Source organism: Prevotella sp. ne3005, from assembly GCF_900110085.1.
Classification (GTDB): domain Bacteria; phylum Bacteroidota; class Bacteroidia; order Bacteroidales; family Bacteroidaceae; genus Prevotella.
Genome location: NZ_FOCK01000001.1, coordinates 326008 through 350522 on the forward strand (window position 1 = coordinate 326008; position 24515 = coordinate 350522).

General features: G+C 48.9%; 17 protein-coding genes. All 17 read right to left on the reverse strand.

Annotated features, from left to right (window positions below; translation table 11 throughout):
* Positions 1 to 865: 865 nt before the first annotated feature.
* On the reverse strand, positions 866 to 2509 hold the full coding sequence (locus BMY16_RS01285) for an ABC transporter ATP-binding protein (protein ID WP_170835962.1): 1644 nt from the start codon (positions 2507 to 2509) through the stop codon (positions 866 to 868).
* On the reverse strand, positions 2482 to 2751 hold the full coding sequence (locus tag BMY16_RS01290; RefSeq protein ID WP_091838977.1) for a PqqD family protein: 270 nt from the start codon (positions 2749 to 2751) through the stop codon (positions 2482 to 2484). The genes BMY16_RS01285 and BMY16_RS01290 overlap by 28 nt, the downstream gene beginning before the upstream one ends.
* Positions 2748 to 3203, reverse strand: coding sequence for a S24/S26 family peptidase (locus BMY16_RS01295; protein ID WP_091838979.1), 456 nt, complete (start codon positions 3201 to 3203; stop codon positions 2748 to 2750). Before BMY16_RS01295 ends, BMY16_RS01290 begins: the two co-directional genes overlap by 4 nt.
* Positions 3179 to 4030: a hypothetical protein gene (locus BMY16_RS01300; protein WP_091838982.1), complete on the reverse strand. Its 852-nt coding sequence runs from the start codon at positions 4028 to 4030 to the stop codon at positions 3179 to 3181. The genes BMY16_RS01295 and BMY16_RS01300 overlap by 25 nt, the downstream gene beginning before the upstream one ends.
* A 22-nt stretch (positions 4031 to 4052) precedes the next feature.
* Positions 4053 to 4871, reverse strand: a complete 819-nt coding sequence (locus BMY16_RS01305) for an acid phosphatase (RefSeq protein WP_091838985.1) — start codon at positions 4869 to 4871, stop codon at positions 4053 to 4055.
* Between the two features lie 19 nt (positions 4872 to 4890).
* Positions 4891 to 6033 carry a porin gene (locus BMY16_RS01310; RefSeq protein ID WP_091838988.1) on the reverse strand — a complete coding sequence of 381 codons (1143 nt, stop codon included), beginning with the start codon at positions 6031 to 6033 and terminating at the stop codon, positions 4891 to 4893.
* 23 nt (positions 6034 to 6056) lie between these two features.
* The gene (locus tag BMY16_RS01315) at positions 6057 to 6785 is read right to left on the reverse strand and encodes a hypothetical protein (protein WP_139207086.1); all 729 of its coding nucleotides are present in this window, start codon (positions 6783 to 6785) and stop codon (positions 6057 to 6059) included.
* Positions 6786 to 6842: 57 nt separating this feature from the next.
* Positions 6843 to 8807: a hypothetical protein gene (locus BMY16_RS01320; protein ID WP_091838993.1), complete on the reverse strand. Its 1965-nt coding sequence runs from the start codon at positions 8805 to 8807 to the stop codon at positions 6843 to 6845.
* Between the two features lie 8 nt (positions 8808 to 8815).
* Positions 8816 to 12553 carry a phage baseplate assembly protein V gene (locus BMY16_RS01325; protein ID WP_091838996.1) on the reverse strand — a complete coding sequence of 1246 codons (3738 nt, stop codon included), beginning with the start codon at positions 12551 to 12553 and terminating at the stop codon, positions 8816 to 8818.
* A 105-nt stretch (positions 12554 to 12658) separates the two neighbouring features.
* The gene (locus tag BMY16_RS01330; RefSeq protein ID WP_139207087.1) at positions 12659 to 13138 is read right to left on the reverse strand and encodes a hypothetical protein; all 480 of its coding nucleotides are present in this window, start codon (positions 13136 to 13138) and stop codon (positions 12659 to 12661) included.
* Between the two features lie 3 nt (positions 13139 to 13141).
* The gene (gene tssD, locus BMY16_RS01335; RefSeq protein ID WP_091839002.1) at positions 13142 to 13555 is read right to left on the reverse strand and encodes a type VI secretion system tube protein TssD; all 414 of its coding nucleotides are present in this window, start codon (positions 13553 to 13555) and stop codon (positions 13142 to 13144) included.
* Positions 13556 to 13732: 177 nt separating this feature from the next.
* Positions 13733 to 14314, reverse strand: a complete 582-nt coding sequence (locus tag BMY16_RS01340) for a helix-turn-helix domain-containing protein (protein ID WP_091839005.1) — start codon at positions 14312 to 14314, stop codon at positions 13733 to 13735.
* 35 nt (positions 14315 to 14349) lie between these two features.
* A complete protein-coding gene (locus tag BMY16_RS01345; protein WP_091839007.1) occupies positions 14350 to 16791 on the reverse strand; it encodes a TonB-dependent receptor in 2442 nt (813 codons plus the stop codon).
* 15 nt (positions 16792 to 16806) lie between these two features.
* Entirely contained in the window at positions 16807 to 19263 is a 2457-nt protein-coding gene (locus tag BMY16_RS01350; RefSeq protein ID WP_091839010.1) for a TonB-dependent receptor plug domain-containing protein, read from the reverse strand.
* Entirely contained in the window at positions 19260 to 20081 is an 822-nt protein-coding gene (locus tag BMY16_RS01355; RefSeq protein WP_091839013.1) for a sensor histidine kinase, read from the reverse strand. Before BMY16_RS01355 ends, BMY16_RS01350 begins: the two co-directional genes overlap by 4 nt.
* Positions 20065 to 22917: a sensor histidine kinase gene (locus BMY16_RS01360; RefSeq protein WP_091839016.1), complete on the reverse strand. Its 2853-nt coding sequence runs from the start codon at positions 22915 to 22917 to the stop codon at positions 20065 to 20067. Before BMY16_RS01360 ends, BMY16_RS01355 begins: the two co-directional genes overlap by 17 nt.
* Positions 22914 to 24503: a hypothetical protein gene (locus BMY16_RS01365; RefSeq protein ID WP_091839018.1), complete on the reverse strand. Its 1590-nt coding sequence runs from the start codon at positions 24501 to 24503 to the stop codon at positions 22914 to 22916. Before BMY16_RS01365 ends, BMY16_RS01360 begins: the two co-directional genes overlap by 4 nt.
* Positions 24504 to 24515: the final 12 nt, after the last annotated feature.

The following is a 24515-nucleotide window of genomic DNA, read 5'->3' on the forward strand; positions in this document are numbered from 1 at the left end:
AAACCTTCCCGCTTCTTTTTCTTGTCATCTCGGGCGTCCCCCTGTCATCTCGAGCGTCCCAGCCCTTTGTCATCTCGAGCGTCCCCCCTGTCATCTCGAGCGCCCCCCTGTCATCTCGAGCGCCCCCCTGTCATCTCGAGCGGAGTCGAGAGATCTCTCCATGCGCTTCGCTTAGTCGAGATGACACATCACTCTACCAACACCCCACCAAAAACGCTCGGAACCCCTGTGTTTATCGGGGTTTGAGCGTGGTGGAGTGTTGGCTTAACCCCCCCACCACCCCCCCCACCATTTTGAATCAGGCGACCTTAACGTATTGTCGATAAACATACCCTCTGGAATCGTCAGGCAGATGTATCGACGACTGCATGCGGCATCCGACAGCGGATGATGATTGTCTTGATTTTAACAATTGGGCTGAGGGTGGAACAATTGGGCAGCCAAATGGGTGGAGTGTTGGTGGGGGGTTGGTGGGGGGGTTGGTGGGGGGTTAAGCCAACACTCCACCACGCTCAAACCCCGATAAACACAGGGGTTCCGAGAGATTTTGGTGGGGTGTTGGGTGAACTTTACCCGGAGTAAACATAGACTTTACTCGGAGTAAAGTCCCACTTTACCCGATAGTCTTTTACACTTGTCCGGATAGTCTCTTTCAGTTATCCGAATAGTCCTTTTCATTTATTCAGATAGTCCTTTACCCCTATAAGGGATTATCTCCATACCTCATAGAAGATATCGGAACAACCGTAAAGGACTATCCGAATGTCGTAAGCAAACCCTTTGTCATCTCGAGCGCCCCACCCTTTGTCATCTCGAGCGGAGTCGAGAGATCTCTCCATGCGCTCCGCTTAGTCGAGATGACACATCACCTTGGCATCCTGAGCGGAGTCTGCAGTTGGTCGTCTCCAATCCGATACATATCACACAATTCACACACGGAGGAGCGATGGGTGATGAAGAGCATGGTCTTGTCGGGATAGGCGGCGAAGAGACGGCTGTATAGCTCGCGTTCGGTGGGCTCATCGAGCGAGCTGCTGATCTCGTCGAGCAGGAGGATGTCACCGCCATGCAACAGTCCGCGGGCGATGGCGATACGCTGAGCCTGACCTTCGCTGAGTCCGCTACCACGTTCGCCCAGTTCGGTATCAAGACCATCGGGCAGGTCGAGCACAAAGTCGGCACAGGCAGTGTGTAGCACCTCGCACAGTTCGGCATCGGTGGCATCGGGCTTGGCCAGTTGCAGGTTGTAGCGGATGGTGCCGCTCATCAGGGTGTTTCCCTGGGGCACGAAGCAGAGCTCCCCACCCTTCTCTACCGTTCCTTCCGTCGGCTCGATAAAACCGAGAATCAGCCTGAACAGCGTGGTCTTGCCGATACCAGTCTCACCCATGATGGCGGTCTTCGTACCAGGCAGGAAGTCGTGGGAGAAATGCGACAGTATCTCCCTGTCGCCCTTGGCATAGCGGAACGACACGTCTTTGAAGCTGATGCCCTTCGCAGCGGTGTGGCCGACATGTGCGGCTGACGACGGCTGTTCCCCGTGATTTGCCAGTTCCTCCAGGCGGTCGATGCTCGCCGTGGCATGGATCACGCCAGGCACCATGTTGAGCAGTTGCAGGATCGGATGCTGGATCATGCCTACCAGCTGCAGGAACGATGTCATCACACCAAAGGTGATGGTGCCATTGCGCAGACCGATGCCTCCCCATACGAATGCCAGGAGATAGCCCAGTCCGAACACGCAGCCCATGATGAGTCGGGCGAGAACCGTAAAGCGCAACCGCCTGACCACATTCCCCTTCAGGCGTTGCTGCATGGAGTCGAGCCGCCCGGTGACCCACTGTTCACTGCCCAGCGAGCGCAGTACGGCATTGTGCTCCATACCCTCCTGCACCTGCATCTGGATACGGCTCTCGTCCTGGCGGATGTCGAGGGTCATCTTTCTCAGTCGTCGGGCAATGAGTTTGCCGAAGACGATGGCCAGAGGGGTGAGCAGCAACAGGGCCCAAGCCAGACGGGCGTCGAACCACCGCATCAGCAGGAACGCCCCCGACAACTGTATCACCGTGATGACCATCTGAGGCAGCGTGTCGGTGCAGATGGCGCTCACCTGCTCGATGTCCTTCGCCAAGCGGGAGGTCACGTCGCCGGAGTGCAGCTCTTCGCCATCGTACAGCCGTCGGCGGAACAGACTGCTGAAGATCCTCAGGCGCAGGGTGTTGGTCTGGCGGACGTTGGCAGTGGTGGTCAGCCAGAAGCCGACCTGTCGCAGCACGACACCGCCTAAGACGGTAGTCACCAGCCAGAAGACGACCTGCAGCACTTCATCGGCCGACACCGTACGGATGGTCTCGTCGATGAAGTGCCGGCTCAGCCATACCATCAACAGCCCGCACACCACCTGTCCGATGCCTGCTGCGATGTGCATTGCCGTATTCCAGCGGATGCCACGCATGTTGCGCCAAAACCAAGAGACGTATTTCATTCCACGACGTCCACTTGCTGCCACTCGGCGATGATGTCGGCGACATCCTTTCGGGCTTCAGCTTCCGACACCTCGTATTCCTCACACAGTTTCTCAGCCAGGGAATCGATGGTGAAGTCGCCCATCCCGACAGCCTGTTTCCACAACCATGCCGCCGACCCGTTAAGTGCCAGCATCTTACCGAAGTTAAGGGCACCGAGGCCCTCACCTACAATCACATTCTCGCCGCACACCTCGCGCAGCACAAATCCCTTCTTTATTCTCATTTTCCCTTTTTACTTTTTTCCCTTTTTACCCTTCTATACACTGCCAACAAGTATCTTCTCACGGGGCGCAGCCAGAACCACAAACGGGCTCCGAACTGCCGCGGCCTGGTATACAGATAGTGCCTCCTGCCCTTGGCATCGACCACATGGGTGGCGATGGCCTTGATGTTGCAGACGGCACAACGCTCGGTTCCCACGAGATTCCCATCACCCATCAGCGTGACGGTGTCGCCCTCGATCCGGATGATGCGGTGGACAACGTAACGGCCGTCATCCACCAAAGCAAATACGACATCGCCTATATTCGGCACAGAGGGCTTTTGCAGGATGACACTCTCCTGACCGCCGATGATAAACGGCAGCATGCTACGTCCATCGACGGGCAGCGTCACACAGACCCCCTCTTCTACCAGCCGGATGGCTTCTTTCAGGATGTAATCGTCGTTTGGCATAAGTTTGCAGCTTCTTGATCGGGCAGGCACTCCAGATGCCATATCGGCATGTTGGAAGCCAGCTCATTCTCCGTTTGGTGAAGACCGTTGGCAATCCCTTCATTCCAGCGCTGTCCACTGATGCTCGACACCAGAACCATATAGGCCTCAAGACCTTGCATCCTCTGGATCTGATTATAGGGTGCTTGACTCAGCAGCACGACGCCACCCAACGGGTAACTCACGTTACGGTAACAGGGTGTCTTTCCACTCCAGGGCGAGCCATAGACAACAGACTGACCATCGGTGATACGCACCACAGGATTGTCGTCGTTGATCAGCACAGCCCCTTCGATGTGTTTCACCCACAGACCCGCATGAGTGCTCTTGCCCGTACCGCTACTGCCAAGGAACATATAGCCGCGGCCGTCATAGCTCACCGCTGCCGCATGGAAGAGTGCCGTACCCTTCTCGGCCGTCGACAGGGCATACATCACCATCACGGCATTGTCGATGGCCATCTTCGTGTGATGGCCAGTCAGGATGAGCCGACCCTCGCGATAGTCGTCGGTACAGACGAGCCAGCCTGCAGATACATTCCACCATATAAACTCATATACAGGCTCAAGGTCAGCAGTTCGTCCACAAACGATCTGCTGACCCTCTTCCTCCTGGCGGAGATCCTCTATATAACTGACGGCTTGGCCGTCGGCAATCGCGAGCATGAAGACTGGATCGCCTACAGCCTCACTGGTCAGAAACGGTTCGTAGTTGTCCATCAGTGCGAAGACTTCCGCACCGCCAGAGACACCGAACGTGTGACCTGCCACCTGATAATATCTTCTCATTCAGAAGATCTTCAGATATGCCTTATTTGATAGCTGCAATCTTGGCTGCCTTAGCCGCAGCTTTGGCACGCTTGGCGGCGGCCTTCTTATAGGCCTTCATCTCGACGATGGTGGCAAGACCCATCTTCACACGGAACTCCTCACGGGCAAGGCGCATCTGCTCGAGGAAACGCTCACTGGTGTGCAGACGGGCATAGGCGGCGGCAGCTGCCAGACGGGCGGCATTGACATCACTCTGCCAGTGGGCACCGACGATGAGACGGCTGTCGCCGTACATCAGGCCGCGAGCCAGGATGGTGTCGGCACGGTCGGGGTTGATCTCAGAGAGCAGCAGCGCAGAACTCCAGCCGAGCAGCGTGTGGCCTGAGGGATAAGAGCCGTTCTTGCGGAGTGCAGGCTCATCCTCTGGGGTGAGCGTCGGCTCGTTGAAGCGCATGAAGGGGCGCTTGCGCATGTAATATCTTTTGGGCAGTGTGCAGATGCTGTCGCAGGTGGCAGTACCCTCACGCAATACCTTATAGATCTCGGGGGTCTCTTCCTTGGAAATCTGCAGGCCGAAAGGCTCGCTGAACTCACGGATGATACAGTCGAGGCCATAGACGGCATCGCGGATGGCAATGTCGGCGCGCTCCTTGCAATTACGCATCTGCTTGCCCCACATATACTGCATGATATCGTAGGCAAAAGCAGGGCCGATGGTATCGGGAGGTGCGGGACACCATTTCACCATGTCGGGCATCTCTGCGGTAGTAAAGTAGGCATCAACGGGGGTTTTGTCACTCTGTGCCGAGGCACACACGGAAGCCATCATCATGACGGCCATTGTCAATAACTTTTTCATAATCGAATTATTTTGAGCTTTAGAATTTTACTTGCAAACGCGTTTCGAGGATGCTGCACTCATTGTCGGCAAAGCCGCTGCGATTGGTCACCTTGGTATATGAGGCACGCACACGCCAGATCATATACTTATTGGGGTAGAAGTTGTAGCAGAGCGCCCAGTCGTTGAGGTAGCCGCCATAGACTCCTGCAGAGGCATCGGAGAGCGACGTGTAGTTGTACTGCAGGCAGACCTCCATGTTGCCGGGATCGGGGGTGGCAATACCACCGTCGCCCATGTTGGGAGCATAGTTGCGACCCTTGACGAGCGCACGCAGGGTGACGTAGGCACCGCTGCCGGTGAAGCTCTCCAGATTGTTTTCACGGGTGATCCGATTCCAGAAGTACTGCCCTACCACGGCGAATCGACCCTGAGAGTACATCACCTCGGGCGAGAACTTATACATGGTCTTGGCATCGGTGACAACAGCCTGTTGGGCGTTGACCTTAGCGACACGCATCGGCCAACGGGAAGTGAGGGTGAACTGCTTGTGGTTCATGTCCTTATTACTGCTGTAACGGGCGCCCTCAAGGCCACCACTGATACCCACCTGAAACATCTTGCCACGCTGGGCATAAGGACGGTAGAGCAGTCGCGTCATGGCACCGATAGCCTGATCGCCAGTCTGGTCGGTAGTGGCCTTCATGGCATCGCTCTCCACCACAACACTGGCAGTGCCGAGGAACTTCTCTGCAGAGTGCTCGTACATGATACCAATCATACGGTCGTTGTTGAACACGGCGTTGCTCTGGGGCTCCTCCATGGTCTCCTTGAACGACGAGCTGGTACTGCTCTGGAAGCCGTACTGATGGATGAAGTAACCGCCACGGATGAAGTTCTTCTTATCGAAGTCGTACTGCAGCCAGACGTCTTTCATGTTCACCTTACCATAGGCATAGCCCATGTCGATCTTTCCTTTCCACTGACCATAAGAGAAGCCGACACCCACACGAAAATCGGGAATGCCGACACCACTCTTCAGGTCGTCCTCCTGATGTTGCGGATTGACATAGGCAGCATCGAAGAGGATACGTCCCGACGGCTTTACCGTCAGCTTGGGTTCCTCCTGTGCGTAAACAGCGACAGCAAGGCCCCAAGCGACTAAAGTTAGTTTCAGTCTCATATGCTTCTGTTGGTTATGTTTTGTCAGTTGGCCTCCTCTTCATGTTTACCCATGCGCATGGAGTAGGTCACGTTCTCACCACGAGCGTCTTCCTTCTCCTTCTGCTTCTGGTCGAGATCGGCTTTCTGGTTAAGCCACTTGTTATGGGCATCCTCGATTTCCTGGAGTTTCTCGTGATAGAGACCGTCGCGATGCTCAGTCCACTGCTTATTCAGTTTGTCGCGCTCAGCCTTGATCAGTCGCATATTCTCTGGTGTCTCGTCGACAGTCAAGACGGCCAGTTTCACGTCGGCATTTGTATTAGCCACATCCATCTGGTTCTTACACCCCTCATATAAGGCCTCAACTCCTTTCTTAAGCGCATCGTAACGATCGTCGTCGACTTCGGGCATAGTGACCAGGATATAATGTGCATCGGCCTCCGTGGGCTCATCATTCTCATCGAGGGTATCAACCTTCATGATTTTCTCCTCCTGTTTGAACTCTGGATGGACAGCCATGATACCCTTGGCCACAGCCAGCATATCCTCTTCGAACTTGGGGAAAATCATAAAGCTATAATCATCCTTTCTGGCAATGACAGTACACTTCTCCAGATTCTTCATCTCGCCCTCAACCAGTACCTGTACAGGCAGGAGTGACACTTCCTCAGCCTTGATGCACAGGTTCTTCAGATTATAGCCGAACATCGTACTATAGTTACTGAGTGACTCAGACAACTGTTCGAACTCTCTTATAATACTTCTTCTCATAATTATTCTATATTATTACCTTACCCTTTTTTACCTTTTTACTTTTTTACCTTTCTCCTACCCTTCTTTCGGAGCGTCTTCGGTCTTCAGCTTCGCACTCAGGCTGCCGCCACCGCCACCGGCTCCTACGGCCATACCGTCGCTGATATTGGGCGACTTGAGCGCACTCTTGGCCTCCACACTGTCGGCCGACACCTTCGGAGCCTTGAGCTCGCCCTTGACCTCGGTCTTGGCATTGATGGTCGTGTCGCCATAGACTGCCGTCTTGCTGCCACCAACGTTGGCGTTGCCGCCGTCGAGCTGAACAACAGCCTTGCCGTCGCCCTGCTGGGCCTCGAACGTCTTGTCGGCAAACAGGCCCATCTCTTCGCTCACGGCCTGCAGCTTTTTGCTCTTGATGTCCTTCGACTTCGCACCCATGTACATCTTCTCTGAGACGAGCGTCATCGTGCTGCCTGCAGCCAGCTTGTCGTCGGTCAGCTTCTCCTTGTCGACATCCATCGACTTCACATCCACAGCCTTGGCGTTGACGCTGAAGCTACCCGTAGACTTGCCTTCGGCATCGGCAGCCAGAAAGGCGGTCTTCTCGGCGCGTACGGAAACCTTACCGTCCTTGGTAAGGGCCTTCGTCGCAAGTTTGCCGTCCTTCACCTCATAATCAAGGCTCTCGACAGTAAAGGTCTTCGACCTGAAGATGACATCACCCTCGGCAGTGTACTCACCCTTAGTAATCTTGTCCTGATCGTCGCGCTCAATATCCTTCGGATTCGTGGTAGCCACCTCAATGGTCTTGGCGGTCATCGAGATCTTACTATCGGCTGTCAGTTCTTTTTCCTTGATTCCCTTATCGTCTTTCTGGTAGTCGATAGCCTCCATAATGATTTCCTTCGACTTGACATTAACCTTTCCAACAACAGGAAGTTCCTTTCCGTCGTTAGTCACATTAACAGAGGTAAGAGAGATATTCTGTGAATTAACTGTAAAGGTACCGTCTTCAACGAGTTTACCAGTACCGTCGGACATGCTCACGCCGAATCGTGGTGTCTGGATGCTGATGCCAGCCTCAGGATTAATGTGGAAATTGCCGTCACCATCAGAGGTTGACATGGTAATATTCTCTGCTACGATACTCATCGAGGCACCAGTGGTATTTTTCTTGAAGTCGTCGCCAGTCTTAATCTCCTTCTTCTCGGCCTCTAGTGCCTTCTTCTTACGGTTCACTTCAGCCAGCAGCGAGACTGTATGGATGAAATCGGCAGTGGTGCTATACAACGAAGGCATCACAGACTCCATCTGATCATGCAGATTATCTATATCCTTCAGAGTGACACGTGACAGGAAACCATCAGAAACATTCAGTTTCTCTTCAGCATCCAACAAGTTGGACATCTGTTTAAAGAATGTGTCTAATGTCTTCTTCTGCCCATCCATCTGTTTCTTCAGATTGTCGGCCTGTGTAGAAAGATCTTTCACCTCGTCCTCGATAGCCTTTTTCCGGCCATCAGCCGAAACAGCGGACTCTAACTGCAGGCTGTTGTCAGCATGAATCCTGACACCGCCCTTACCAGCGAGAGCTGGAGCCTGAGAAAAGGCATCCTTGGCATCGCTGCTGTGGAGCACGATATCCGTAGCCTGAGAGACAATCTCCGAGGTTGGGCATACCACATTCTCCAGTCCGTCGATACCAGGATCAACTGCCACCTGGCGTATGCTCGGTGCACGAGAGATAATCCGGCCATTAGTACCAACACCCTCCTGAGAGATTTCATTGCCTTTGACGATGATACGCCCGAAGCCCTGCAGATCGCCAGTTCTGTCGACGTTACCGATTACGATTTCCGGTGCGGAGATAACGATACGAGTGTCGTCATGATAGAAAAGGCCTTCGCCCATCTTGTTGAAGATATCACTCTTGATCTGCTGCACCTCTGCCTTCTGCTGGTGGATCTCCTCCAGATCTTTCTCTACGCTTTTTTGGAAGTTCTCTAACAGTTTCTTCCAGTCATCATATATATATCCCATAACTATAATTAATCAAAAGAACTCAATTTTCTACGAATTGCATCGAGGAAAGAGTTTACCGGCCCGTTTGCTTCAACGTCGTCATCCTTCGTCAGATTTTCCTTAGCGGCGACTTCAATTTCCTCAATAGCGTTATTATTCAGACTATAGACATTCTCACTTGAAGAAAAGAGAATGGCTCCCTTCTTGGCATTGCCCCATGACAAATTCTCCTTGATATTCTTGAAGAAATACAGATTGTCTACAGCACCCAGTGCAGCCTTCTTCAACTCATTGAGTGCTTTCCACTGTACGGGGTTAAGCTGAGGTACAGCGACAAGCGTTGTCAGATAGTCGGTCCAATATTCATCAGTGAGATCCGCCTCATTCGTTTTGAGTGGCAATGGTACCATATTTGGAGTGGGGAGTGGAATAGCGGCAGGTGGTGCAGGAATGCCTGGTACAGCGGCAGCCGGTGCTAACGCTACTGGTGGTACGAGAGGAACTGTTCGATCTACAACTCCCTTGCGCCATTCATCTTTGAAGCCCATTTCTGTAAGCAGCGTGATGGCAGCCTTACGCTTCAAAGCCTTCCGCTGAGATTCTAGGTCATTATTTTCATACTTGGTTGTCAGTGCCTTCTTATCATCCACAATCTCCTTATAATAGAATGTGTCGCCCAATTTATCTTTCTTAAAGGCTGTGATAAGCGCTTTTCGGAAATCATCAGGAATATTCCGATCCTTCCATGCACCAAACAAAGCATTGACATCCTTCTCTGACAATCCATACATGCTCTGCAAATCTGCTATTGCATTTTGTAGATCGACAGCGATCTTTAGAAGTTTATCCCTAGAAGCGATGCGATTATTAACAACGGCTTCTCTTCTCACATCTTCCTTTATAAAGATTGGACTATTCAGAGTTGATGAGTAGTAATTCAATGCCTTATCTTTAACGTCATTCTTAGCGAACTTGTAATTGTCCTTGAAATCCAAATCTGCTACTTTGAGATCTGGCTCCTTAGGATTCTTCCATAACGTCTCCTTCAGATCATCATAGGTTTTACAGATCTTCGGATTCTCGGCCACGGACTTGGCTGGATCATAATCATCCGACCATCTCACGGCTTTTGCGTACTCTTCAACATATTCTTTACGAAGATCACAGCACTTGTTATAGGCAGTACGATAGTCAGCATCAATCTTATTTCCCAATGTATTTACTCTGGCTATCATCTCAACCACACCTGATGATAATTTCAAGCCTGGACGGAGATCCTCCTTCGCCTTCTTCTTGAGGACTTCCTGAACTGTAGCGTTGTCCTTATAGGCAGCTGCAGGATAGTCGCACTCACCCTTACCCGACTCTAGCATCAGGTATCTGTTGGACTTAACACGCAGGTTTCCTTCAGCTGGGCGCCAGAAGATGTCGAGCACATTCCTCACCATCGACAGGTCGACAATGTTCAGAGCCTTCTGTGCCAGTTTCTTCGTAACGGCAGCAGCCATATTTCCAAAGAAAGCAGAAGCAATATCACCACCACTCTTATCAATGGTCTCACCCAACAGCTTGTACTTAACATTGGTACCTGAAGTGATCTCCAGATTATTACCGGCCGAGATAGAGACATTCTTACCAGAAATGGAGACGTCACCGTTAGGAGCAGAGATGTTAATGCCTGAGAAAGCGCTGAGATTCACTTCACCCCAAGGAGATGCGATGGATACTTCACGTCCATCGGTAGAACCAGAGATCTTGTAAATACCATATTTATCCGCAAGCTCAAATCCACCACCAAGAGCGATATTGTTCTTACAACCTGCTGAGGGTTTTAATACAGCCTCTTTAAAAGCGCTGAATCCAGGGATGAGGGAGATGAAAGGCGTTATTGTACCAACGCCCGGAAGGAACATGCCATTCAAGAAGGAGGCAATACCTTCTTCATCATCGGTCATTGTAAACTGGTGACCTCCAGGCGTGCTCTGGATGTAATCATTACCATCACCTTTTGAGGTCACGCCGCCCAGGACATAGGGACGCTCCACATTTCCGTCGATAAAGCCCACCAGCACCTTATTCTTCTCATAATGCTTTCCGACAATAGGAGAGCCGGCAGAACCCGCCGTGAAGGTAAGCCAGGGCGAAGAGAGTTTCTTCGTCTCATCAGTGATGCTTTCTTTCTTCTTCTCGTCCTCGAAATGAATGGTCTGCCATTTATCGAACATCACCCTGACACGGTTCTTGCCACTGGGGTCGTCCGCATCGGTAATGGTTGCGATCTGAGGATCAGACATCTTAACATGACCAGAAGGAATCACAACGGGATAGAAAATCTTGTCACTGTTTTGGGGAGTGGCAATGACCTCGAACACCTGAGCTCTGACAGTCACCTGTTCAATTTCTTTTGTATCTTTATCTAAATCGTAATAAGTATTCTCGTCGACATGGGAAGAGATTTCGAAAACAAGGAACGGTTCACCATTGACGTTAATAATATCACCCAGATTCAGTTCGGGGCATGTGGTGCCATAATCAATGTTGACGGCATCCTTGGCTGCAAGGAACTCTTTTTTCAGAATCTTGAAGTACTTTTTCTCATTATAATCGGTATTGATTTCTGAGAACAGGTTATAACCGGTTGCTATATCTTTATTGTCGTCATCACCAAAATTATAGTCACCATACTGTTCGTCCAATCCCGGCTTGTCTTTGTCGGGGAAATAGTCTTTATCAAAACTCTTGTTATCCTTTAAGACGCCTAACTCCTTGACAAGAAGATCATAGGAATTATCAAACAAGCGGTTAGTCAGATAAGTAGGTATGTTCTTGTCGTTCTTGAGTAAGGCTGCAACTTCCTTCATAGCCACCTTGTCGCCCTTTCCGTTAGGACAGAACAAGTTACCTGAGATAGAATTAGGGCTCTTTCTCAGTGTACTGCCAATGAAGTCTTTCTCTTCAGAAGCTGCACAATCATATTTCTCAGTCTCAGGAATAATCTTACTCTCATTGTCAAGGTTGACATATGTGATATCGTTATAATCCTTGTCGATCGTCTTCTCTTTAGCAGTAGCGTTGTAACCGATGTTCAGCTTGCCATTCTCGTAATACAAGAACTCACCCCAACGGTTGGTAGTACGGGCCAGGAAATCGTAGAAGCTCTCGTTATACTGTACCAGATACGGGAAGATGTGCTCCTTCTTTTCAGAGCCCTTCGTATAGAACAACTGCTGGGCACCGCTGCTTTCCAGTACTATTGATTTGCTGTTATCATAAGGAAGGGGATAGGTGTACACCTTTTTCTTCGATCCGTCTGGTAGGGTTTCATCCGTTTCCTTTTGCTTAAGCTCGTCAGTCAGGATATCTTCAATAAGTTTCTTACCCACGAATGAGCGACTAAAATGATTGAGTGTCAACAGTTTGTCGGGGCTATAGATCTTCAACGTAACAAACAATGAATCGGTCTTATAGCGAGGTTTCACTTCCTGGACATAAAAATCGTTACCGATTGTATGACTCACGCACTCGTTGTTCTGAGCATCCTTTCCCATCTCCTCAAGCGATACCTTCTTGTTTTTAAACAACTCGATAAGCACACTCTTTCCGATGGTTTTCCATTTACTGCCTAGTGCTTTGGTCAGCTGTATCTCTGCGGAGACCTCTGTAGGCTGATACATCTTCTTCTTAAAGCTCAGATCTACCAGATTCAGGGTATAATCCATGCCGTCGGTATCGGAAACCTTGACAGAGATGGTATCGGTCTCCATCTCGTTGGAGACATGCAAGTCTCTTGCTACAAGACTTTTCAGAGTAGAATCCTGGTAGCAATTGACTTGATGTATTGTTAATCTTAATTTTGCCATATATAATAATTAATGAATAAACGTACTTTGGAAATTATTGTCTACACCGAGGTAGGTCACAGAGCGTGACAGAAGGGTCACCTTCATCTCAATCTGCGTGTTGCTACCTGCCTGATTAGTGGTAGAGGAATATTTCTCTTCGATATGTACGATGTAACCGTTGACTACCATTCCATCTTCATAGGAATTCAGACGCTGGTTCTCATTATAAGTCACATTAAACAGAAAAGAGAAGTTGGTATGCTCGTTGGACACCAGTTCCTTATAGAACGCCTTGGCCTGACGAGGAGAGTTTGCACGGATGGTAAACTCAAGAATGACAGGATTCAAGGCACCGTAGATATCACCGGCCTCATTACGCTTGTGCTCACAGTCGTAATTAAAATGCTGAACGGTCATGCAGTTCTCTTTCAGCACGTTCATGGGGTTGTCGAGGAAATTATCCATCACGACAACAGCTTTCAATTCATTGGAATATAATGTTGCCATCGCTTACACACATTTAAATTCTACATCTTCTATTTCTATCGAATCAGCTACAATGGCCAACTTGACGAGTCGTCGGCTGGAGTTGTCGATATCATAAATCTCAGAGAGCGAGAGGCACTTGGCGTTCTCGAAATAAATCACCTGAGGGTCTGCCTGATTCTGCATCATATCTCCTATCAGACTGATGGCGATACGACCTTCACGGATTTCTTGATTAGAGAACCACTGGAAGAGACCGAGATCTTTCTTACCCGGTGCAATCACCACAACCTCCAAACGCTCGCAACGGGCCGGACGCTCCGGACTGAAGGCGTTGTAGGGTCGATCAAAAACAAAGCGACAGTCAGCAAGCAGATACTGCTTGGTGTAACGTCTAATGTTGTTGTCGCCGAATTCTAAAGCTGCTATTAATGCCATATTTTCTATTTTTATTCTGATTTTTTTTGCAAAAGTAGTATATATCTTGTATGCTTCAAAGGTTTTTCCCCTGTTTTTTGCCCAAGTGGTTGCGACACGAGAGCGTTTTTGCGACAAAACGGGGGGTGATTCCCGGAATCTGTCGGATTACCCGGACCTGTGAAGGACTAAATGACATTAATTGTCGCGAGTCATCATCAGGCGGTATTCAACGGGAGTCATACCTATGGCTTCCTGGAAGCGGCGCTGCAAGGTACGGACGTTACCGAAGCCAGCCTCCTCGGCAATCACAGCTATCGTGTAATTAGGTTGCTCGCGGAGCATGCGCATGGCTGACAACAGACGTATGTTGTCGATATAGGCCTCGGGCGTACGATAGATCGTCTGCCTACGGAAAAGGCGGTTCAGGCGTTCCTGACTGACGCCTAACAGCCGGGCTAAGGCTGCAGTATCGAAGTCAGGATTCTGATGGAGCATGTCGCTCTCGACACGCATCTCAATAAGGGCCATCAACTGACCGTCGTCCTGAAGGTCTGCATTCCGCTGGCGCTCGATATTACCCTCAAGCAATTCGCGTGCTACTTCCACTCGGCGACGCAGGTCTACATCGTCTTCCAAGCGTTCTGAGAGGTCAAGGTTACGACTAATCAGCCGCATCATCTCATCCTTCAGTTGATCAATCTCTTCTCGCAGAGCGGCGTTCTCGGCCTGCAGCTGCTGGAGTTCATTGTTTTCAGTTTTGCTAGTTGATTTTGGCATATATATCTATTATTATAGTTTATTATCTGTTTGATTCAGAAGGTATAAGCCACAGAGGCCATCAGGGTACGGCCATGCTGGAAAACCGGATGCTTATCATCAATAGCATCGATTATATAACGATCGGAATTCAGGAGGTTCTCACAGTCAAGGGAGATATTCAGACGCTGACGGTAGCAATACTTGATGCCAAGGTCGAAAAACGCCTGTGCCTTCAAATAATAATCATCCTTCATGACATCGGTTTGGTTCAACTGACGGCCAATATAGGATGCATGGCCATAGACCTTGAGTTCGTGACTGGCAGTCTGAAAGAGTTTGTAGGCACCAAAAAGGCCCATGGTAAAATGGGGAACGCCCGTTACGACTTTCTCTATACTATTATAGTAGTAATTCTCACAACTAACGGTATGACAATAGTAAAGGTTGAGCCCGCCTGAAAGCCGTTGGTTAGTATATCGGACACTTGCCTCTATGCCGATATTTTTCATTTGGCTGTTATTCATGGATTTTGTCATATCAAGAACGTCCTCGTCTATCCTGCTGCTAGCCCAGCATGGCAGATTGAGAAAATAATTATAGAAAAGGTTGAATTCATAATTCAGGTGCCACGGAACAATTTTACCCATAGCCGTCAACTGTAAAGCCGACAGATGCTGAGGGTCTAGTTTAAAAACCCCATTAAGAATGTATCGGTAATAAAACGCCATATCGGCAAAAGCCTCAGCATACGACAACTTCAGGCTAAAACGGTCGCTAGGTACATACATCAGGGCCAGACGTGGGGAAAAAGTTGTCAACTGATCTACCTTACGGAATCTTTGGTCGAAACGCAGACCTGCATTCAAGATGAACTGTGGTGTGAAGTAGTGCTTGTCTTGCACAAACAGAGAGAGATTGTCTTCCCTTCCTCCCTCAGTCAGTGTCTCATCGAAAATGGAGACAGATTCAGATCCCTCATTTATAGCCAAGCCCACCATGGAATTGATAGAGAAATGCTCAAAATGACAGCCTACCAACAGGTTTCCCTTCATATTTGAAAAACGATAGTCGGTAGCTACTTTTATGACGCCACCAAATGAAGACTCCTTATAATCGCTGACATCTATTCCCCTGTCTTCTACAATCGTTTGATCGTCAGGATCAATTTCTTCATCAGAGAACTCCATTTCATCTATATTTTCCCTTCGAAGAAATAAAGTGTCATAGTTAACAGCATAATGGTGCGAGGTGTTCCAGCTGCCATAAAGTGAGGCATTGAGAGAGAATCTGCCCAACTGACGGGTGTAACCAAACTCTATATGCGTCTCCTCATTACCCTCACCGGGCTTGTTGCCTAAGACATTAGAATAAATATCATAATCATAGCCAGAATTACTAGTATGTTGGAATAGTTTCTTGGTTCTCTTATAGCTGACCATTGCATTAAAACCTTTCAACCTAAAGGTGAAGCCTAAGTCATAAGAAGGGGTGTCTCTATAGCTATCGATATAAAGTCTGTCAGGCCCCACACAGGCATTGAAATTATAGCCCCATGTATATGAAGTAGATAAATGACTGGCATAGTAGCCCTCGCCGTCATTAAAATGACGAATTTGTCCGTCAGACCTATAGAGCGATGCCCAAGCGGAAATATCGGCATCCATGAACTGTGTACCCATCAGTATGTCAGCCCTGTGGGTGTTGTAGGAGCCATAGCCGTAACGTGCCTTGATGCCATTGATATCACGGCCGCTCTTGGTAATGATGTTCACAACGGCAGAAAGGGCCACATTACCATACAAAGACGAAGCCGGACCGCGAAGCACCTCTATGTGGTCGATCTTCTCAAGGCTGATGGAATAGCCGGTTGTTCCGATGTTGGTGGTATGGTTGTTCAGACGGTGACCGTTTTCCATAATGAGGATAAGTTCCTGTCCATAGGCATAGGCACCATGCATCGCCAGATTCTCACCCGGGGAATAGGGTGCAATCTCCGCCATACCCGGCACATAGGCTGCCAGGATCTGGTTGAGGTTCTTGTTATAGCCAAGTTCCTCTATCATCTCGGCCGTAATGATGGTGATGGGCACAGGGGCTTCGTTGACGCTCTCACTCTGATTGGACGCCGTGGAGATGGTGGTGGTTAAGCCCTGCTTGATGTCATTAATCATATCAACAAAGCGGGGCGGGTAATCAATAGTAGGCGTGTAATACGGATTTTCTTCGAGTACCAGTTCAGCATAGTGTCGGGCATCATCCTGCTGGTCGAGGGCCAGACAGCAAAGTGACAGCAGACGGTAGCCTGAGAGCCGCTGGGCATTATCCAGCCTCTTGACGCAGTCTTCGGCCAGTTTCTTAGCTTCCAATATCCTTCCTATCTGGTACGCCTCTTCTGCCTGTTCTAACATCTGACGGGGAGAATTTTCTTGAGCACTGACAGTAAGAACTGCCAGCAACAGCGCAACGACGATAGGAAAGAGTCTTCTTTTGTTCATATCTTGATTGGTTTATTATATATGAAAGGCTATAGAAGCCATCAGATTACGTCCTCGCTGGAAAATAGGGTGAAACGTGTCAAGAGGACCACAGAGATAACGGTCGGAGTTTAGGAGATTCTCGCAGTCAAGGGAGATATCCAGACGCTGACGGTAGCTATACTTGACACCGAGGTCGAACAATGCCTGAGCCTTCACGTAATAATCGTCCTTCAAGTATTCTGTTTGGTTCAACCGACGGCCAATATAGGACGCATGGCCATAGACTTTGAGTTCGTGATTGGCGGTCTGAATGAGCTTATAAGCACCATGAAGATTCATCGTGAAATGGGGGACAGCCGTCACTGTTTTCTCCATGTCGTTATAGTAGTAATCTTCACATTTAATGTTATGACAATAGTAAAGGTTGAGAGCACCCGAGAGCCGCTGGTTAGTATATCGGACGGTAGCCTCTATACCAGCATTTTTCAGTTGGCCACTATTCAAACGTTTATTAAATGAATAGCTATCAGCATCATTCCTTGTAAATAAGCACAGCAGGTTGGTATAATTATTATAGAAAAGGTTGACTTCATAATTCAAATTCCACGGAGCAATTTTACCCATGGCCGTCAACTGAAAAGCCGAAAGTCGCTGGGGAGACAATTCGTAGGAATAATTAAACACGTAATGGTAAAATAAGGCCAAATCAGCAAAAGCCTCAGCATATGACAGTTTCAGGCTAAAACGGTCGTTTGGTACATACATCAGCGCCAAACGTGGGGAGAAGGTCGTCTGTTTTTCGTCATTCTGGGATTTCTGATCATAACGCAGAGCAGCGTTCATAATAAGATGTGGCGTGAAGTAGTGTTTGTCTTGCACGAAAAGGGACAGAATGTTCTCAGTTCCTACTAATGCCAAATCTTCATAGTAATATGATCCTTCTCTTATAAAATCATCTTCGTCTCCATAAAAATAAACTCTGGAACCGGCGGAGGAATGCTCAAATTGACAGCCAACCAACAGGTTTCCCTTCATGTTGGCAATGCGATAGTCTGTGCCAACTTTCAGCATACCCCCAATCGTGTTTTCTTTGAAACTTTCATAATTCGATCTAGATCCTTCTTCCTCTATATCATAAATTTTGTTTCCCTCTTCATCATAAATATAACCATTCTCGTCATACTTGTAAGAAAGCGACGATAAAGAATCATACCAGACTTCATATCTCCTGAAGGAATACCAGTCGCCATAAAGTGAAGCATCTAAGGAGAACTTTCCCAACTGACGGGAATACCCAATCTCTGCATGTGTCTCGTCTAATGCGTTGCCAGGCTTGAGGTTATTTATACTATGGTAGTGACTATAATCATACCCGCAATATGAAGCTGTTTGGAATAGCTTCTTACCACTCTTATGACTAAACTGCAGGTTAAAGCCTTTCAGCCTAAAAGCAAAGCCAAGGTCGTAGGATGGGGTATCCCTATAACTATCAACATAGATTTTGTCAGGGCCAGAATAATAATTAACCATAAAATTATAATATCTGGCAACAGGACTTGCATATTCCTTATAGTATCCCTCACCATCATTAAAATGACGGATCTGTCCGTCAGATCTATAAAGTGAAGCCCAGGCTGAAATGTCGGCATCCATGAACTGCGTACCCGCCAGCAAATCAGCCCTATGGGTATTGAAGGAGCCATAGCCATAACGGGCTCTGACGCCATTGATATCACGACCGCTCTTGGTTATGATGTTCACAACGGCAGAAAGGGCCACATTACCATACAAAGACGAAGCAGGACCGCGAAGCACCTCTATGTGGTCGATCTTCTCAAGACTGATGGAATAGCCGGTAGATCCGATATTATTAAAACGGTTGTTCAAACGATGGCCGTTTTCCATGATAAGGATAAGCTCCTGTCCATAGGCAAAGGCACCATGCATCGCCAGATTCTCACCTGGCCTAATGGATGTGGATGCCAATTCTGCCATACCCGGCACATAGGCTGCCAGGATCTGGTTGAGGTTCTTGTTGTAACCAAGTTCCTCTATCATCTCGGCCGTAATGATGGTGATGGGCACAGGGGCTTCGTTGACGCTCTCACTCTGGTTGGACGCCGTGGAGATGGTGGTGGTTAAGCCCTGCTTGATGTCATTAATCATATCAACAAAGCGGGGCGGGTAATCAATTGTAGGCGTAAAATACGGATTTTCTTTGAGTACCAGTTCAGCATAGCGTCGAGCATCATCCTGCTGGTCGAGGGCCAGACAGCAAAGTGACAGCAAACGGTAGCCAGAAAGCCGCTGGGCATTATCCAGCCTCTTGACGCAGTCTTCGGCCAGTTTCTTGGCTTCCAATATCCTTCCTATCTGGTACGCCTCTTCTGCCTGTTCTAACATCTGACGGGGAGAATCATCCTGAGCACTGACAGTAAGAACTGCCAGCAACAGCGCAACGACGATAGATAAGGATCTCCTTCTGTTCATGCCTTGATTGGTATGCTAAATATAAATGTCGTACCCTCGCCTACTGTTGAGTCGAAGGAGATCTTGCCACCATGGCGGTCTTCAACGATTTCGCGGGTAATACCCATACCCAGTCCGGTACCCTTTCCGATAGGTTTGGTGGTAAAAAAGTTCTCAAACAACCGCTCTTTCACCTCGTCGGTCATTCCCTCACCGTTGTCGCTCATGGTGATAACGACGTTGCCGTCATGGGAAACAACACTGACAGAGACCTCGGGCTTATAGTCTTCAGCAGCCGTCTGTGCCTTATGCCAGACTGCATAGAAGGCATTGTTCATCACATTAAGAACGGCACGGCTGATATCCTGAGGTATCAACATCATCTGCGGCAGACCATCCTCGTATCGTTCATGAATTCCGACATTGAAGCCCTTGTGGTTAGCACGCATTGCATGATAAGCCAGCCACGTATACTCCTTTACAATCTTGCAAATGTCTGAGGGCAGGAGCTCGCCCTCCTTACCCCTCGATACGAGCAGGATACCCCGGATTATACTGATGGCGCGCTCACCATGTTCGACAATCTTCGCCATATTATCCTTCAGGCCAACCATGATGTCAGCAATCTCTTCACGATCATCAGCAGGTAGCTTGTCGGCATGGGCGTTGACGAGCTCTGTGAGGTCACTGAGCAGATTATCGTTCATCTTGCTGAAGTTGATAACGAAGTTCAAGGGATTCTGTATCTCATGGGCGATACCTGCACTAAGCATACCCAATGAGGCTAGCTTCTCTTGCTTCTGCAATCGTTCTTTGAGTTCTTCAATCTGTTTCTCCATAGGTTGGTGATGTTTGTTTAGGCAGGGTGATGGTAAACTCAGTAAACTCATCCTTAACGGAACGGGCGGAGATATCACCACCATAGTTTTGAATAATTTCATGACTCAGGTAGAGGCCGATACCGGCAGCCTCGCCAGTGGTCTTCGTCGTAAAGAAGGGATCAAAGATCTTGCTCAGAATCTTCTCCTCGATGCCGAGACCCGTATCGTAGATGGTTATCGTCACCTGATCGCTGTCGACAACGGTCCTCAATGCGATCTCCGGCTGGTAGTCCATGCGCTGGGCTTTCTTCACCACAGCATAGACACTGTTACCCAATGAGTTCATCAGCACCTTGCTGAGTTGATCAGGATTGACGTTGACATAAACAGGGGCGGCGGGATAGTCAAACAGGGTACGGATATGATGGTCGCTGATCTGCTTAGCATAGTAGGTAGCGAACATTTCTTCGTCCTGACGAAGAATGTTGCGGAGATCGATGGTAACAACACCACCGCTACGGTCCTTGAGCATTTCCTCCATGGCCTTAAGGGTTCGCGTAGTGTTCTGTCCATGCTCTCCCACTTTCTGTAGGTTACCTTTCAGCATGTCGAGCACATCCATCGTATCCTCATAGTTTTCCTTATCCATGTGTTCCTCCTCATCCTCGATATTGGCCTTAATGTCCTTGACAAGACCCTCAGAGAGCTTTGAGAAGTTGTTGATATAGTTCAACGGGTTCAATATACGGTCGATAAGTCCTTGCGTCAGCTTACCAACGGTAGCCATCTTCTCATGTTTAATGAGAGCCTTTTGCGCACTCCTCACCTCGGCTGTCCGTTCCTCCACAATCTGCTCCAGACGGATCTTATCCCGTTGCAGGTTACGCATTCGCAGACGGAGCACGAGATAGACCAAAGAGCACACCAGCAGAACATACAGCAGGTTCATATACCAGCGCATATAGAAGGGATATTTGATATAGAAATCGATGGATACGACCTCCGACTCACGTCCAAAGGCATCACGGGCCTGCACCTCGAAGGTATAACTGCCGTATGACAAATTATTGTATTCCACAGAATGGTTGTCGGCCCAGGCAGACCATTCTCCGTTGTTCAGTCTATATCGGTAGACCGTTTCACCAACAAGGGCCTCATAGTCGAGCGAAAATACAAAACGCAGGTTAGAGTCATCGCTATCCAAGATAGGTAGTTCTTCTGGCATATCGCCATAACCACCCCAAAACACACTATCGTTACCCAGCACAATACTGCGAATTTTCAGCTGAGGATTGGTTTCCATGATGGGGTCCTTCTGTTTCGTGTTGATGATAACCACGCCATCGGACCCTCCCAGCCAGATTTCATCGTTGTGCAGCATGATGGCCCTGACAGTCATCTTGGCAAACGGATAGAGCAACTGGTCAAGGTCAGTCACCCGCTGGCCATTCTTCCAACGATAGATACCTTTGCCATCTGGATTCGTCAGCCAAAGCACACCTGAAGGATCAGAATAAGTGAACATAGGATATGGGAAAGGCTCGGTGTCATCGGCCCTGACAATCTGCATCTTACCGTTGATCTCCACGATGGTGGCCGCAACATCTTCAGAGCCTTCATTCTTATAAGGTGCAAATTCCTTTTCCTGAGCCTTCTTGCTCCAGATTGCACCATACATGCTCTGCAACCAGATAGTCCCTTCGGCATCCTTGACAATTTTCGATATTTTCTCCAGCTTGCACACTCTTCTACGGCCACCACCATTTTTCTGTGTCACCCAAAGACCGTCAATCTCACCACTATAATATTGCTGGTCATCGTCCATCAGCGAAAGACAGCTGGTAGCGGTTAGCCGCCTTACCGCGCCATTAGGAGTAATCAACATAACGCCGACACTGGTCGCAGCCAACAGACCCTCATCAGTAACAATCAGATGCCAACAGGTATAATCAAATCCCGGCAGCTTAACAAACCGTCTACCTTCCAACCGAAAGAGGCCATCATTGGTTCCCACATACTTCTGACCATGATATTCCGTCATGGCCACCACTTCACCCTTCAATCCTTCATGCTCCGTAAATCGGGAGAATGCAGAAGGGACAGCCATCGCAAAGACGCCATTCTCGGTGGCTCCCCATATACAGCCATGGTCATCGTAATCAATCCACTGGACATTGCTGGTTATCAATCCATTAGCCTCGGTAACCGTGTATAGTTCCTCACCATTCTCGTTTGTAACGAGAATGCCATGCCCTTTCTTGACGGAAGCCTTTTGCCCTTGCTTCAAGTCTATCACCTGTGTGATATCGGTCAGCACTTCCAACTCGCCTTTTTCATCGATAACATCAGGATTGATAATGTCAGTCAGACCTGTCTTGGATATATTTCCAAGTTCTTTGTAGACGGTCACCTTATCTCCATTCACATGAAAACACTGACCATCGTTGACGACAAAATTAAGCTGACCATCCTTTTCCCATATTTCAAGTACTTCGCCCATGAACAGGTCTGGCTTACCTACCCGTTGCAGGTAGAGTTCACCATTTTCAGTCTTGGAGACGCGACCAAAATAGTTGTAACCGCCTGTCCAAATTACATCATTCTTATCACGGTAGACGACAGTGACACGAGTGATGCCCGAGTTATAGAGGATGTTCCACGTCGCATGGTCATAATACATCACGCCTTCGAAATTAGCGAAATAGATGGTGCCGTCGGCACCTGTCTTAAGATCGAAATTGATATTATGCGCATCATATTCCTGAGGCGTATAGTTTTTCAGGAAAGGCACGCCCTGAGCCGAGAGAGCCATGGCCTGCAACAGCATCAGCAAAGGAATCAGCAATCGTTTCATAAGCGCACCCCCTTTCTGACGAGTAACAAAAACGACTCATAAGGCACGTTACGACCAATATAGTAGTTCCATTCTTCCTGACTCAAGTTACGGTTGACTTTCTTCTGCAACTTGTCGAACATCGCCTGGGTTGAAATCAAGGCTTCCGAGATAGTACCCCGCTGTCCGGCTGTCCACAAGTAGTTCTTCGAGGAGTCGAAGGTGAAATGCAAAATCCAGTTGTTGGTATTGACGAGAGGCATAGGTTCTATCTTCTCCTTGTTGGTCATCCATAGGTTCACCGTACCATCAAAGCTCGAGGAATAGAGTTGTGAACCGTTAAGTTTGAGCTTGGAGATACGAGAACGATGACCGACCAGACGGAAGATTTTCTTCTGTTTGTCTAACAAAAAAATAGTGCCGTCGTTCAGACCATAAGCCTCATAGCCAGTCGACTTAGAACTGGCGAAAGCCGACACATTCCCCAAAACGGGCACTTTCCTGGACGAAAATTTATTCAAATCTCTCACTGTGTGCATCTTTCCCTTATTGTCGAAAATGGCAGGCGCATAGTCATAACGGGAACACAGCGTCACCATGAAGTCCAGATCTTGCGAACCGACAATAGTATTGGTGGTCATGTCGAGTTTAGCCAATTTATTCTCTCCGACAATAAGCAAATGGCGCTTATCCTGCATGGGCTCAATAGCGAAAGGATGCAGCATGTTGGTAAGAGGCAGAATCTGGCTGTTTTTTGAGGTCTTGATAAACAGACTGCCAGTACGACTCACCGCATAGATATTCTTATTTTCGGGATAGATATACACATCCCGGAAATCATAGTGACGATCCCTGAGAAGAGCTGTTGTCTTCAGCCTATTGCCATCGCGGACATGATAGAGCACCTCACCATAGGAACTGACGGTTACCAATTCGTTATCCGTCTGGGGCATGAACTCCAGATCACGTATCGCACCCTCATGCCGCGGCCACTCACTTTTACTCTGGCTACAAAGAGAGAGAGACTGGTAGACCGAAGGATTATAGATATCACCCTTGTAGCGACTGGTATACAGGCAAGCAGCAAAGCCCAGAATATTAGCCAAATCGTTATTCCCAGCCCTGAACTGCGCAATGGCAAGGGAACCTAGGGTACGCCCCAAGGTCACATAGCTCAACGTGTCAGCCACCCGTTTGGAGAACTCAGCCTGTACACGCTGTTGTTCAGCTATCTCGCGCTGACTTTGTGCCTGGTCATAGGCTTCGAGGGCTTTACGCTCAGAGACGACTGCCTGCTGTTGGGCTTGGATGGCATTCCGACGCTCTGCTTCCGAACGCTCACGCAACTCATTGGCCACGCGGGTCTGCTGAAGAGCTTCCTCACGCTGTTCATCAGAGATTTCTTTCTGTTGAAAAGCTATCTGCTCCATCTGCTTACTTACACTCTGTAATACGGCAGAACGCATTTCCTGACGCCGGAGTTCTTGCAACTGCGCCTCCAAAGCCCTCACACGCGTATTTGAGGTATACCACCCTATCATGCCCGCTATGGCGGTCATGAGCAGTGCCAGTCCGACGGCACCTATGATGAGGTCTTTCTTTCCCATACGCTACGGGAA